General features: G+C 64.6%; 9 protein-coding genes and 1 riboswitch. Of the genes, 7 read left to right on the top strand and 2 right to left on the bottom strand.

What is annotated here, in order from left to right; all coding sequences use genetic code 11:
- Positions 1–81: 81 nt before the first annotated feature.
- Positions 82–414, bottom strand: coding sequence for a DMT family transporter (locus KVG96_RS22115; RefSeq protein ID WP_217893929.1), 333 nt, complete (start codon positions 412–414; stop codon positions 82–84).
- 102 nt (positions 415–516) lie between these two features.
- Between KVG96_RS22115 and KVG96_RS22110 the strand changes: the two genes are divergently transcribed.
- From KVG96_RS22110 to KVG96_RS22080, 6 genes are all read left to right on the top strand, one after another.
- Positions 517–1419 (top strand): LysR family transcriptional regulator, encoded by a 903-nt coding sequence (locus tag KVG96_RS22110; RefSeq protein WP_217893928.1) that lies wholly within the window; start codon positions 517–519, stop codon positions 1417–1419.
- Positions 1420–1430: 11 nt separating this feature from the next.
- The gene (waaA, locus tag KVG96_RS22105) at positions 1431–2705 is read left to right on the top strand and encodes a lipid IV(A) 3-deoxy-D-manno-octulosonic acid transferase (RefSeq protein ID WP_217893927.1); all 1275 of its coding nucleotides are present in this window, start codon (positions 1431–1433) and stop codon (positions 2703–2705) included.
- A 221-nt stretch (positions 2706–2926) separates the two neighbouring features.
- A complete protein-coding gene (gene tssI, locus KVG96_RS22100; protein ID WP_217893926.1) occupies positions 2927–4948 on the top strand; it encodes a type VI secretion system tip protein TssI/VgrG in 2022 nt (673 codons plus the stop codon).
- Positions 4945–5775 carry a DUF4123 domain-containing protein gene (locus KVG96_RS22095; RefSeq protein ID WP_217893925.1) on the top strand — a complete coding sequence of 277 codons (831 nt, stop codon included), beginning with the start codon at positions 4945–4947 and terminating at the stop codon, positions 5773–5775. Before tssI ends, KVG96_RS22095 begins: the two co-directional genes overlap by 4 nt.
- Positions 5772–9044, top strand: coding sequence for a toxin VasX (locus KVG96_RS22090; RefSeq protein WP_225927441.1), 3273 nt, complete (start codon positions 5772–5774; stop codon positions 9042–9044). The genes KVG96_RS22095 and KVG96_RS22090 overlap by 4 nt, the downstream gene beginning before the upstream one ends.
- Positions 9041–9970, top strand: a complete 930-nt coding sequence (locus KVG96_RS22080; RefSeq protein WP_217893924.1) for a hypothetical protein — start codon at positions 9041–9043, stop codon at positions 9968–9970. The genes KVG96_RS22090 and KVG96_RS22080 overlap by 4 nt, the downstream gene beginning before the upstream one ends.
- Before the next feature lie 179 nt (positions 9971–10149).
- Here KVG96_RS22080 and KVG96_RS22075 read toward each other — a convergent pair whose 3' ends face one another.
- Complete coding sequence (locus tag KVG96_RS22075) at positions 10150–11583, bottom strand: TolC family outer membrane protein (RefSeq protein WP_217893923.1); 1434 nt, start codon at positions 11581–11583, stop codon at positions 10150–10152.
- 206 nt (positions 11584–11789) lie between these two features.
- A riboswitch (TPP riboswitch) is annotated at positions 11790–11895 on the top strand.
- 147 nt (positions 11896–12042) lie between these two features.
- On the opposite strand from KVG96_RS22075, the gene thiC reads away from it, so the two are divergent.
- Positions 12043–13932 (top strand): phosphomethylpyrimidine synthase ThiC, encoded by a 1890-nt coding sequence (gene thiC / locus KVG96_RS22070; RefSeq protein ID WP_217893922.1) that lies wholly within the window; start codon positions 12043–12045, stop codon positions 13930–13932.
- Positions 13933–13934: the final 2 nt, after the last annotated feature.

Here is a 13934-nt window from a genome sequence, read left to right as displayed (position 1 = left end):
GATTTGCTGCTGATCATCCGTGCGCAAGGCCGGACAAAACCCCGCGGCGAAGGAGCACGCTCCCTCGCCGCGGGTTGGCCGTCAGTGGCCGGCGGTCTTGGAGAACAGCTGGATCACGACAACGCCCAACACGATCAGCGCCATGCCCAGCATCGCCGGCATATCCAGTTTCTGCCCGTAGATGAACAGCGCCGCCACGCTGACCATCACGATGCCCATGCCGGCCCACACCGCGTAGGCGACGCCCACCGGCACGCTGCGCACCACCAGCGTCAGCATCCAGAAGGCGATGCCGTAGCCGACGATGACCAGCAGCAGCGGCAGGGGTGTGCTGAAGCCCTTGACCGCTTTCATCGAGACAGTGGCGATCACTTCGGCGCAGATGGCAATGGCCAGGTAGGCGTAGGCGGTCATGGTTCGATCCTCATGCGAAACGTTGCTTTGCGAGTCGGCATTTTAGGGATTGTCCGGATGCGGTAAAGTCATTACCTATCTGTTCTGAAGATGGGTTGCGCAATGAACATGCAATGGAACCTGGACCAGCTGCGGGTGTTTGTGGACGTGGCCGAGCAGCGCTCGTTTTCCGCCGTGGCGCGCCGGCAGCGCAAGGCGCAGTCGGCGATCAGCAGCGCGGTCGCCCAGCTGGAGGATGACCTGGGCGTCAGCCTGTTCGAGCGCAGCAGCGGGCGCCAGCCGAGCCTCACCGAGGCCGGCGGGGCGCTGCTGGAGGACGCCCGGGAAGTGCTGCGCCAGTGCGAACGCCTCAACGGCCGGGCGATCGCGATGATGCGCGGCGAAGAAGCGCAACTGCGGGTGGCCCAGGACGAGGCGATGCCCTATCAGGCCCTGGTGGAAAGTTTCGGCGCGCTGGCCGAGCAGTTCCCCAGCCTGGAAGTGCAACTGACCAGCGCCGCCCAGGGCGAAGTGGCGCGCAAGCTGGTGGAGCGCCGCGCCGACCTGGGGCTGCTGTTCTATCACGATGAAATCCCCGAAGCGCTGGAGCGCCGGGTGCTGGGCAGCGTCGACATGGTCACGGTGTGCGGCGTCAACCATCCGCTGGCGACGCAGCCCTGCGTCGACGCTCGGCAACTGGCGCAGCACCGGCAGTTGCTGATGTCGACCCAGACCAGCGTCTACCCCGGCAACGAGCCCGCCAGCCCGCAGGTGTGGCGGGCCGACAGCTTCTATGTGATGGCCGAATGGCTGGTGCGGGACCTGGGCTGGGCCTGGTTGCCGCGCCATGTTGTGCAGTATTCGGCGTATCAGGGCCTGATGGTCGAGCTCGACAGCGAATGGACGCCGCCGGCGCTGGTGGTGGAGCTGGTCTGGCGCCGCGACGAACCGCTGGGGCCGGCGGCCCGTTGGCTGGCCGAACGATTTGCCGTGCACTTGCGGGCGATCGGCGACAAAAGCCGATAGACTGCGCCGCCATGAATAGAACTCTTTACTCCGCGCTGTTTTACCTGGGGCTGCCGCTGGTGGCGATTCGGCTGTGGCTGCGTTCGCGCAAGGCGCCGGCCTACGCCAAACGCATCGGCGAGCGTTTCTCCTACGGGATGCCGGCGCTGCGGCACGGCGGGATCTGGGTGCACGCGGTGTCGGTGGGCGAAAGCATCGCCGCCGCGCCGATGATCCGCGCCTTGCTGCAGCGTTATCCGCAGCTGCCGATCACCGTGACCTGCATGACCCCGACCGGTTCGGAGCGGATCCGCGCCCTGTTCGCCGACGAGCCGCGCATCCAGCACTGCTACCTGCCCTATGACCTGCCGTGCGCCGCGGCGCGCTTCCTGGACCGCGCGCAGCCCAAGCTTGCGGTGATCATGGAAACCGAACTGTGGCCCAACCACATCCACCAGTGCGCCAAGCGCGGGATTGCGGTGGCGCTGGCCAACGGGCGGCTGTCCGAGCGTTCGGCCAGGGGCTATGCGCGGTTCGGCAAGCTCACCGGACCGATGCTGGCCGAGATGAGCCTGTTCGCCGTGCAGACCGAGGCCGAGGCCCAGCGTTTCCGCGATCTGGGCGCGCGGCCGGAGACGGTCGAAGTCACCGGCTCGATCAAGTTCGACCTGACCGTTGACCCGCAATTGCTGCAGCGCGCCGCCGAACTGCGTGGGCAGTGGCAGGCGCTGGAGCGTCCGGTGTGGATCGCCGCCAGCACCCACGACGGAGAGGACGAGGTGGTGCTCGACGCCCACCGCCGCCTGCTGGCCAGCCATCCCGATGCGTTGCTGATCCTGGTGCCGCGTCATCCGGAGCGTTTCAACGCCGTGTTCGAACTGTGCCAAGGGCAAGGCTTCGCCACGGTGCGTCGTTCCACGGGCGTGAATGTCGACGCCGGCACATCGGTGCTGCTCGGCGACACCATGGGCGAACTGCTGTTCCTGTATGCCCTGGCCGACAGCGCCTTCGTCGGCGGCAGCCTGGTGCCCAACGGCGGGCACAACCTGCTGGAGCCGGCGGCGCTGGCCAAGCCTGTGATCAGCGGCCCGCACCTGTTCAACTTCCTCGACATCGCCGCGCAGCTGCGCAGCGCCGGGGCGCTGGCCGAGGTGGATGACGCCGAAGGGTTGGCGGTTGAAGTGCAGCGCCTGTTCGAACTGCCGCGGGATGCGCAACGCATGGCCGAGGCGGGCCTGGACGTGATGCGCCGCAATCAGGGGGCGTTGCAGCGGTTGCTGGACGGGTTGGGCCGGCTGATGAAATAGTTCGCCGCTCCACTCTCAACCCAAAAAAACCGACAGCGATGTCGGTTTTTTTGTGGGCACCGAACAGGTTTGCCGACTTGGGAAGCGTCCTTCCTTGTTTCAAGACCTGTCCTACATTCGGTCATTTCCTGCTTTGTTAGTGTGCCCGCCAGTTTTCGCGAGCACGAACCACGGACGGTTTGGACATCGCGCTCTTTTCCTCTTTGCTTAAGGATAAGCGTATGTTCCGGCCGGCCAATGCGGCGCATTTCGCGTTGCAGATTCCTGCGATCCGCCACGACTTCAAGGTGCTGGCCTTCAGCGGCACCGAAGCCATCAGCACCCTCTACGGCATTCACATTGAACTGGTCAGCGAACACCCGGATTTCGATCTGGAAAGCTTGCTTGCCCGGCCCGCGTTTCTGCAGTTTGGCCACAACGGCGAAGGCATTCACGGGCATATCGAAGAGGTGTTGGCGGGTGAGTCGGGCAAGCGTCTGACCCGCTACCACCTGACACTGGTGCCCGCGCTGCACTACTTGCAGTTCAGTCGTGATCAGCGGATTTTCCAGCAGCGTACGGTGCCGCAGATCATCGCACAGGTGCTCAAGGGGCACGGTATTCAAGCGGATGCCTTCAGCTTTCATGTCGCGGCGAATCCACCCCGTGATTACTGCACCCAGTACGGCGAATCCGATCTGGAATTCATCCAGCGACTGTGCGCCGAGGACGGTATCGCCTGGCATCACCAGCACTCGGTGGACGGGCATCTGCTGGTGTTCACCGATGATCAGGTGTTTTTGCCCAAACTCGGCACCACGTCCTATCGGCAGGACTCCGGCATGGTGGCCGAGCATCCGGTGGTCAGCCGTTTCAGCATTCGTACCGGCACCCGCACCAGCACGGTCGTGCGCCGCGACTATGACCTCAAGCGTCCGAGTCTGCTGATCGAAAGCCGCTTTACCGCCGATTTCACCCCGGTGCTGGAGGATTACCGCTATCCGCTGTTGATCGAGAGCGAAAGGCGCGGCAAGCAGCTCGCACGGCAGGCGCTGGAGCGTCATCGCAGCGACCATGAACTGGGCGAAGGCCAAAGCGATCAAGCCAACCTGCGCAGCGGCCATCTCTTTGAACTGGCCGAACACCCGCGCCAACACTGCAACGACTTGTGGCTGTTGCTCAGCGTTTCCCACGAAGGCCGTCAGCCCCAGGTGCTCGAAGAGTCGGCCACCAGCGATGCGCAAGACACCGACGGTTTCACCCAAGGCTATCGCAACACCTTCAGCGTGATCCCTGCCGAGGTGGTTTTTCGTCCCCCGCTGCCGGCGCCTCGTCGTCCATTGGTCAGTCAGACCGCCCGCGTGACCGGGCCCGTCGGCGAAGAGATCTATTGCGATGAGTTTGGCCGCGTGAAATGCGAGTTCCCGTGGGACCGCGCCGAACTCGACAGCGAACGCAGCAGTTGCTGGATTCGGGTGTCGTCGAGTTGGGCCGGGGAAGGTTTCGGTTCGGTGACCGTGCCGCGCATTGGCATGGAAGTGTTGGTGACCTTTCTGGAGGGTGACCCGGATCAGCCGCTGATCACCGGCTGCGTGGTCAACAAGGTCAAGTCGGTGCCCTTCGCCCTGCCCGACCACAAGACCAGAACCGTGCTGCGTAGCCACAGTTCGCCGCACACCGGCGGCTACAACGAACTGATGATCGAAGACCGCGCCGGCCAGGAAAAAATCTGCCTGCGGGCCGAGCGCGACTTCGAACAACTGATCCTCAATGACAGCCGCAGCCAGATCCGGCGCGACCGTTTCCAGCAGGTGGACAACCAGAGCACCAGCCTGATCAAGGCGGATGAACGACACACCACCGACGGAACGCGCCATACGGTCATCGGCACCGACGATCTGCTCAGCATCAGCGGTAACAGCAGCACCACGGCGAGCGGCACGCTGGTCATCCAGGCCGGCCCGCATGCACGGATGACCGCCAGCCAGGTGGTGATCGATGCGGGCACGAGCCTGACGCTGACGGCAGGCGGTCATCACATCGTGCTCCATTCGGGCGGGATCTTCAGCAGCGTCGCCATCGTCGAGGGCGGTGCACCGGTGGCGGGTGTGGTGGCGCAGACCGCTTTGGCGGCGGTGCCCGAGGAGCTGCACGCGCAGGTCTTGTTGTCCGTGACCGCACAAAAGGCCGCGCTGGCTCAGGCCGCCGGGCAGGCCTCTCCAGTGTGCGCCGTGTGCGAAAAACTGGCTCAGGTGGGCGCATGAGCCGGGCCTATCTGTTACTGGATCGAATCCAGATCGCCAACCTTGCCGATCGCCTTTTCGAGCTGACGGGCAGCGCGGCGGTTCATTCGCTTTATCAGCACACCGCTTACAGCGCCCTGGACAGTGTCGGGCCCTTGTTGACGGGAGTGACGCCCGACAGCCCCCTGGAACAGGTTTTCTGGCAGGCGTGGAGCGCGACAGCGGGTATCTGGCTTGAATCGGAGGCCGACGAACATCAGGTGCTGGAGCATCTGCGCGGTCTGATCCACGCACGGGCCGAGGGAGGCGCGACGGTTTTCTTCCGCTTCTACGATCCACGCATCACAGCCTCCTGGCTGGCGGATTTGCCCTCCCTTGAGCGGGATCGCCTGATGGGCCCCGTTCGACTGATCCGTTTGCCGGGGCTGGAGTTCCGTCAGCAAACCGCGCAACCGGCAGTCCCCTATGCGCAACGGCCTTGGCTGGTGCTGGCGGCCGAGCAACTCGATCACCTCAACACCGCAAGGCGTGAGTCTTTCACCCGACAACTGATCGAGCACGTTCAGCGCCACTTTCCCGGATCGCTCAACTCCCTGGACGCCTGCGCGCTGCGGCAATGGGCATCGGACTGTCAGTCGAGCGCTGCACGCAGCGGTTTCAGCGCCGTCGATGAAGTGCTGAGCTGGTCTCGATTGCCGGCCGTGCTGGGCAGGGATTTTCCCGATGGTCCGGAGCATGGCGCCTATCGGCGGCTATTGGCCGACCCCGTCTTGCCCCGTCAGCGTCTGGACACCCTCAACAACGCATTGACGCAGCAGTTGCTGGCTGACAAGGACCTCGCCCTATGAGCGCCGAAAAACTGGCCATGGTTGACCAGGCTGCTCAGGCCGAGCGTGCGGCCTGGGCCCAGCCCCATGTGGACATCAACAGCCCGGTGATGCCGTGCCCGGCGAGCCAGGCCGAGCTGTTCGTCGTGCCGGTGCGTTACGCGCTGGCGCACGAACGGGCCGAAAGCGCCTGCGTCATTCCCGGCGTCACCCCCGGAAGCCGCCCGATGGCGGCCCGTCGCCTGCGGGAGGGTTTCGTGTACCTCTGGCAGCATCAGGGCCCGCTCAGGCGTTTTGCCGTCTCGCCGCAGGGGCTGTTGCAGGAACAGGCGCTGGACGCTGCCCCCGGCCCGGTGGCCGATGCGTCGTCGGCCGGCCTGCCGTTGGCGAAAATCCACGACGCCTGGATGCTTTTCAGCGAATTTCCGTTGAATGCCGAACACTGCCGGGCGCTGAGCGACAGCGGCGCCGAACGCAGCCGGCACATGCGCCAGATCGCCTTGCGCACCGTGGCCGACGAACTGCAGGCGCCGCATTGCCCACCGCTGGACAACGGCGAGCAGGTCATGGCCGAACTCATCCCCGGCACCTATGCCCGTTCGATGAAGGCCGACCGGAAGAACAACGCCGAGGACACCGACGCCCTCGGCGCGACGCTGTTGAAGGATCCGACCGTGGCCAACATCAAGGCCTACACCGATGCCATGCACCGCGCCCGGGAACGCGAGCGCGTCATTGCGCAACACCCCGACGCCAGCGACCGGCCGCCGGGCGAGTGGAGCGCCGAGCCATGGGACGGGCAAGGCACCCGCGACTGGCTGGACAATGCCAAGGCCCAAGCCGAGGGGCTGCATGCGGTGTTCGCCTGCCTGGACGACGACCTGGGCGTCTTGCGCGACATCAACCACGAACAGGAATGGCTGGAGGCCGATCATGAACAGTGGCTGGGCGACAACGCTCTGCGCCTGAGCATCGGCGGCTTCGTGCGCAGCCTGGTCACCGAGGATGGCGCCGAACTGGCCGGCAGCCTCAGTTACCGCTACAAGGACCGCGACATCCGGCTCACGCCCGGGCAGGGGCAGGTCATGCTCGACGCCCAGCACCGGCTGGATGAAGAGCTCAGGGCCGAAACCCGGGCCCGGCAGCACGGCGGTCAGCCGACCCAGGCAGAATCCGCCGCCCGCGATGCCCGCATCGAAGCGATTGTCGCCCCGGTGCGGGCCTTCATTCCGGCAGACCTGTACCGCGAAGCCGAGGCGTTTGTCCGCGAATATCGCGCGGAAAAACTCGCCAACCTGAACAATCGTCCGTTCAGCGCCAAGGTCGGCGAGTACATCGACCTCGACGCGATGGACACCTGGTTCAGCGACACCGCCGCCGTGCATTTTCAACAACTCGAGGAGCGACACAACGCGTTGTTCGCCGACCGCGGCGTGTACCTCAAACGCTCGGCCCGCGGCACCTGGTTCGTCGACTACGACGACCTGCCGACGCGCCGGTGGCTGAGCGAACTGGCCGCCGGCTGCCTGAGCGCCCAATGCATCCGCGCCCAGGGCGCCGAGCAGTACGCCGACCATGTGCGCTCGGCCGACGGCGGTGCCCTGCGGCAACTGTTCAACGCCTGGACGCCCTCGCTCGAAGCGGCCGTCAACAACGCCTCGCGCCTGAGCGAGCTGATGGCCGCGCTGTCCGCCGACAACATCAGCGCCACCCATCAGGCGCTGGCGCCGTTGGCCAGCAGCGTCCTCGACGACATCGCCGGCATGGCCCGGGACACCGCCAGCCAATGGAACGTGCTGGTCAACCGGCTCGGCGCCGCGCTGCTGTTGCTCAAGGGCGACAGCAGCTTCAGCGCGTCATGGATGAGCATCTTCATCGCCGCGAGGCTGGGCGGTGACAGCCGATTGCTGCGCGTGAACGAGGGCGCGCGGCAGGTGTGGACGCTGCTCGGGCAACGGGCCGAAGCCCTGGATGAATGGGCGCGCCAGACCGGCAAGGCGATCGGGGCCGGGCGGGGAGAGCGGATCCTGAACTCGCCGGCGGTGGTCAACAGCGGCGGCGTGGTGCCGTTGGCGGCGTTGCTGGTGAACGTGGTGAATGTGCACAACTACTTGAGCGAAGCCGGGGTGCTGGAGGGGATGGAAGGCCGGCGGGTGAATGACACGGTTTCGGCGAGCCTGTACGGGGCGGCGGCGTTGGTGGCGGTGGTGGACAGTCAGGTTAGGGTGGGGTTGGGGATTAAAGAGTTTGGCAAAGGACATTCGGTGGTTCCGACGCTTACGTTGTTTGGTGGGGTGATGGGTGGGTTGTCATTTGTGGCAGCGGGAGCAGAGTTCAAGTCTTTGCAAATGCAGATTGAAAACGCCCAAAACCAAGTCGATCCATGGCTGCAAATACGCCAGGGCGCGGTTGGAGGGCAAATTTCTGCTTTTGGCACTCAAGCATTATTGGGCGCTTCTTACACAATGAGAGCCTTGGCCGGTTCAATAACCGTGGATGTCGCCATCCTGCGGTACACGCTGTACATGGGCCCGCTGAATTGGATCATCGCCGCATTGGGCGTGCTGTACCTGACGGCCTGGATCTTCGAGAAAACGCCGCTGCAGCACTTCCTGAACACCTGCTGCTGGTCCAAGGCAGGGGCAGGCGACCTGACGCCCATCGCGCCGAAAGCCCAGCAGGACGAGCTCGACCGCCTGTACCTGATCCTCTATACGCCTCGGGTCAGCATGACCGGTAGCGCGAGGCCGGCCAGCGATGACGGCCCCTCCGGCCTGAAGTTCGTCAGCGCCGTCGAGTCGCTGACCATCGACCTGCCGGGCGCCGAACCCGGCGGCGTCTACCTGGAGTTGAGCATGATCGGCGATCCCATCGACACCCAGGGCTACAGGCACCTGATCAAGAACAGCCCGACCAACAGCTACAAGGCGCCACGGCCATGGCGAGACCTGGTGCCGCACTGGCTGGCCGGCAGCCAGTGCGGGTGGATACCGATCAAGGAAGGCCAGGGGTTACGCTTGAGCGGGCCGTTCAAGGAACTGGCGAACGTGCTCGGTTCTCCACCGAGCACGGTGTCGTTTCGCTTGCGTTACCGCACGCCCCTGACCGGGCTGCTCGGTGCCCGCACGTTCATCGGCGGGGAGCGAGGGCTGGCGTTTACCCTGAACTACGACACCGGCGTCGTCGCGCTGCGAGGCGACCCGACCCCCGAGTTGGACCGTGTGCCGAACTATCCGCTCGGCGACGGTCACCCCGGCGCCCTTTACCTGCAACCCAAGGACAAGCGATGAGCACGCCACCGGCCGGCACCACGAAGAAAGGGATGTTTTCGCGCAATGACTATCTGGCGCCGTTGCCGATCCCTACGGGGGAAAAACCCTGTGACGTGCTCAATACCATCTGGCGCAAGAACGACGTCTTCATTGACATCGGCAACTACAGCATCGGTTCTGCGGTGATGGTGCTTTGGCCCATGGTGATGCTGTTTTTAGGAATGGCCTATGGATTTCGGAACATCGCACCAGATCTCAGTATGTTTGCGCTAGTTGGCGGAGGGATCATCACCGGCATTCCAGCACTCTTCCTCATTCAAGGCCTCCTCCGCAAAGTCCCCTTGCCCGTGCGCTTCAACCGCCAGCGCCGCGAAGTCTGCGTCCCCCGCGACAACGGCGAATACTGGATCGTCCCCTGGGAAACCGTGACCGCCGCCGCCACCCAGCATTCATCGGTCAGTCAGGGCGGCAGGGTCACGATGGGCCTGCTGGTGATCGGCTTCGAAAACCCCGACCCGACCGCCAGCGAGGACAACAGGCATTTTTCGTTGGGCTTTCCTTGCGGCGGCGGCACCACGGCGATGGCGTTGTGGGAGTGCATGCGCAGTTACATGGAGATCGGGCCAGATTCCGTGCCGGAAAGTCGGGTCGGCATAGCGCCTTATGGAGAAACGCAAATTGGATCGCTCATCACCGATTTGCGCAAAGGGGAAATACTGGGTGTTCTGTGGGGCATTTTCTGCATCGTGATTCTGGGCACCTATCTGGCGGAAAAACTGCAGGACTGGAAGCTTTCCCATCCGCCGGAGTTGCCCCACCCCGACATCCTCGAATGGTCAAAACCCCTGCCCCCCGACCAATGGGCCCAGCGCTCCCCGGAGCTTGCCGCCGCCATCGCCCGGCGCGAAGCGGAACTGGCCGCTCAAGCCGAGGCGCCGGCATGAGCACGCCAGCGGCCGGCACCACGAGGTTTTTGGTGAGGGAACTTGTCGGATCGCCGCACCGTCCCGTTCGGCTGCGCAGCAGTCGTGAACTCTGACGGTCGTCCGCAGCATCAGGGAGATCGGAGCGCGCTTCGCGGCCCGGCGGGAGCAAGCTCCCTCGCCACATGACACTCAAGTCCTTAAGGACGGGCCCTGAGCTGCTCTTCGGCCGCCTTGGCCAGGTCCGGCGGCAGGAAGTCCTTGTCCGGGTTGTAGTCAGGCTTGAGGTAGCGGGTCAGATCCTGCAGGTCGCCCGGGTTCAGCGTGCCGGCCGCCTGCTTCAGGCGCAGGTTGTCGAGGATGTAGTCGTAGCGGGTGTTGTTGTAGTTGCGCACCGAGGTGTAGAGCTGGCGCTGGGCGTCGAGCACGTCGACGATGTTGCGCGTGCCCACCTGGTAACCGATTTCCGTGGCTTCCACCGCGCTCTGGTTGGAGATGATCGACTGGCGGCGCGCCTGCACCTGCTCGACGTCGGTGTTGACCGCGCGGTGCAGGTTGCGGGTGCTTTCGACGATCTGCCGGCGCAGGGATTCGCGCTGCTGCTCGCTCTGGTCCAGTTGCGCATAGGACTGGCGCACCTGGGAGCTGGTCAGCCCGCCGCTGTAGATCGGGATGTTCAGTTGCAGGCCCACGGTGCTCTGCTCGACGTTGCCGCGGTAGGGCGTTCCGAAGGCGTTCGGGTTGGCGAAGCCGAGGGCGTCGTTGTCGCCCTTTTCGTATTTGGCCACCGCATCGAGGGTCGGCAAGTGGCCGGCCTTGCGTTGCTTGAGGGTCTCTTCCGCCGAGCTGACGGCGTAGTTGCTGGCCAGCAGGTTGAGGTTCTGCCTGGCGGCGGTGTCGACCCAGGCCTTGGCGTCGTTCGGCGCCGGCGGCAGGATCGGCAGCGTGTGCACGATGCCCTGGATCGAGTTGTACTGACGGTTGGTCAGGGTGATCAGCGCCTCGAACGCGTCATCCACCTGGCGCTGGGCGACGATCCGGTTGGCCCGGGCAGTGTCGTAGCTGGCCTGGGACTGGAGCACGTCGGTCTTGTCCGACAGGCCCACGTCGAAGCGTTCGTTGGACTGGTCGAGCTGACGCTTGAAAGCGGCTTCCTCGGCCTTGGTCGAGGCCAGGTTGTCCTGGCTGCGCAGCACGTTGAAGTAGCTTTCCGCCGATTGCAGGATCAGGTTCTGCTCGGTGGCCGACAGTTGCAGGGCGGCCTGCTCGTTGACGTCCTTGGCGGCCTGGTACTGGAACCAGCGGTCGGCGCGGAACAGCGGCTGGGCCAGGGTCGCCTGATAGGAATGGGCGCTGCGGTTGGCGGTGGCCGAAGGCTGGTCGATGCTGGTGCGCACGTTGGCCACTTCGGCGCCGCCGGAGAGGTTGGGCAGCAGCCCGGCGCGGGCCTGGGGCACCACTTCCTTCTGGGCGCCGTACTGGGCGCGGGCGGCGGCCAGGTCGGCGTTGTTGTCGACCGCTTCCTGGTAGACGCTGACCAGATCGGTCTTGGTCGACAACGGCGCTTCCGCTGCCCAGGCCATGGCATTGGACGCACAGGACACGGCGACAGCCAGTGAGAGTTTGCGCAGCATGAGGCGATCCCTAGCTTGAATATTATGAGAATAATCCGGGCGCCAAAGGTAAGGCGCGGCCCGTGCAGCGTCAAGGCGCAGCGGGGCAAGGCGAGTGTAGTAGCGCTTCGGGCCCCTCACAATCCTGGCGAGCCGTGCGATTGCGCCATTCATCATGGTGTTTGCCGTGGCGTTGGCGTTCTTCGGCGGTTGTGTCTAGACTGGCCGGGTTCTTGTCGGGGTGCCTTGCTGTGAGGCTGAGATCGAATCATTTCGGATCCCGTTGAACCTGATCAGGTTAGCGCCTGCGTAGGGAACAAGATTTCTCGTCAGCCCGGCGAGTCCTCTTGTGCTTCGTCCGGGATATTGTTCGACAATCGAACGCTCGACGACGATGCACAGCACCGCCCCCGGTGCGTCCGTGCCTTTCAGGTTCTTCCCCGACAATCCACTGCCTGGATGCTGTCTGGAGAGCCCGTGATGACGACAAAAGAAAAAAACGCGATCAACCTAAGTGATTCGGCCAAGGTCGATGAGCAGTCGGTTCAGCCGTTCACCCGTTCGCAAAAGGTCTACGTTCAGGGCTCGCGCCCGGACATCCGCGTGCCGATGCGCGAAATCACCCTCGATGTGACCCCCACCGACTTCGGCGGCGAGATCAACGCCCCCGTCACCGTCTACGACACCTCGGGCCCGTACACCGATCCGAACGTGGTGATCGACGTGCGCAAAGGCCTGGGCGACGTGCGTTCGGCCTGGATCGAGGACCGCGGCGACACCGAGCGCCTGGCCGGCCTGAGCTCGGACTTCGGCCAGCAGCGCCTCGCCGACCCCGAGCTGACCAAGCTGCGCTTCGCCCATGTCAACAACCCGCGCCGCGCCAAGGCCGGGGCCAACGTCAGCCAGATGCATTACGCGCGCAAGGGCATCATCACCGCGGAGATGGAATACGTCGCCATCCGCGAAAACATGAAGTTGCAGGAGGCCCGCGCCGCCGGCCTCCTGAAGCAGCAGCACGCCGGCCACAGCTTCGGCGCGAGCATCCCCAAGGAAATCACCCCTGAGTTCGTGCGCGAGGAGATCGCCCGGGGCCGCGCGATCATTCCGGCCAACATCAACCACACCGAACTGGAACCGATGATCATCGGCCGCAACTTCCTGGTGAAGATCAACGGCAACATCGGCAACAGCGCCCTGGGGTCGTCCATCGAAGAAGAAGTGGCGAAACTGACCTGGGGCATCCGCTGGGGCTCGGACACCGTGATGGACCTGTCCACCGGCAAGCACATCCACGAGACCCGCGAGTGGATCATCCGCAACTCGCCGGTGCCGATCGGCACGGTGCCGATCTACCAGGCGCTGGAGAAGGTCAACGGCGTGGCCGAAGACCTGACCTGGGAGCTGTTTCGCGACACGCTGATCGAGCAGGCGGAGCAGGGCGTGGACTACTTCACCATCCACGCCGGCGTGCTGCTGCGCTACGTGCCGCTGACCGCCAAGCGGGTGACCGGCATCGTGTCCCGCGGCGGTTCGATCATGGCCAAGTGGTGCCTGGCGCACCACAAGGAAAACTTCCTCTACACCCACTTCGAAGAAATCTGCGAAATCATGAAGGCCTACGACGTCAGCTTCTCGCTGGGCGACGGCCTGCGTCCGGGCTCCATCGCCGACGCCAACGACGAAGCGCAGTTCGGCGAGCTGGAGACCCTGGGCGAGCTGACCAAGATCGCCTGGAAGCACGACGTGCAATGCATGATCGAAGGCCCGGGCCACGTGCCGATGCAGTTGATCAAGGAGAACATGGACAAGCAGCTGGAGTGCTGCGACGAGGCGCCGTTCTACACCCTCGGCCCGCTGACCACCGACATCGCGCCGGGCTACGACCACATCACCTCCGGCATCGGTGCGGCGATGATCGGCTGGTTCGGCTGCGCCATGCTCTGCTACGTGACGCCGAAGGAGCACCTGGGCCTGCCGAACAAGGATGACGTGAAGACCGGGATCATCACCTACAAGATCGCGGCCCACGCCGCCGATCTGGCCAAGGGACACCCGGGCGCGCAGATCCGTGACAATGCCTTGAGCAAGGCGCGGTTCGAGTTCCGCTGGGAAGACCAGTTCAACCTTGGCCTGGATCCGGACACCGCCCGTTCGTTCCACGACGAGACCCTGCCGAAGGACTCGGCCAAGGTCGCGCATTTCTGTTCGATGTGCGGGCCGAAGTTCTGCTCGATGAAGATCACCCAGGAAGTGCGCGAGTACGCGGCCAACCAGCGGATCGACGCGGTGGACGTGGACGTCGCCCAGGGCATGGCCGAACAGGCCGAGCGGTTCAAGAAGGAAGGCAGTCAGCTTTATAAAAAAGTTTAAGC

It is taken from the genome of Pseudomonas ekonensis (genome assembly GCF_019145435.1).
Classification (GTDB): domain Bacteria; phylum Pseudomonadota; class Gammaproteobacteria; order Pseudomonadales; family Pseudomonadaceae; genus Aquipseudomonas; species Aquipseudomonas ekonensis.
This window is presented reverse-complemented; position numbering and strand designations above follow the sequence as displayed.

Bases quoted from the DNA above. Each gene is read 5' to 3' on its own strand.
- KVG96_RS22115 (WP_217893929.1), bottom strand. From the start codon at position 414: ATGACCGCCTACGCCTACCTGGCCATTGCCATCTGCGCCGAAGTGATC.
- KVG96_RS22110 (WP_217893928.1), top strand. From the start codon at position 517: ATGAACATGCAATGGAACCTGGACCAGCTGCGGGTGTTTGTGGACGTG.
- waaA (WP_217893927.1), top strand. From the start codon at position 1,431: ATGAATAGAACTCTTTACTCCGCGCTGTTTTACCTGGGGCTGCCGCTG.
- tssI (WP_217893926.1), top strand. From the start codon at position 2,927: ATGTTCCGGCCGGCCAATGCGGCGCATTTCGCGTTGCAGATTCCTGCG.
- KVG96_RS22095 (WP_217893925.1), top strand. From the start codon at position 4,945: ATGAGCCGGGCCTATCTGTTACTGGATCGAATCCAGATCGCCAACCTT.
- KVG96_RS22090 (WP_225927441.1), top strand. From the start codon at position 5,772: ATGAGCGCCGAAAAACTGGCCATGGTTGACCAGGCTGCTCAGGCCGAG.
- KVG96_RS22080 (WP_217893924.1), top strand. From the start codon at position 9,041: ATGAGCACGCCACCGGCCGGCACCACGAAGAAAGGGATGTTTTCGCGC.
- KVG96_RS22075 (WP_217893923.1), bottom strand. From the start codon at position 11,583: ATGCTGCGCAAACTCTCACTGGCTGTCGCCGTGTCCTGTGCGTCCAAT.
- thiC (WP_217893922.1), top strand. From the start codon at position 12,043: ATGACGACAAAAGAAAAAAACGCGATCAACCTAAGTGATTCGGCCAAG.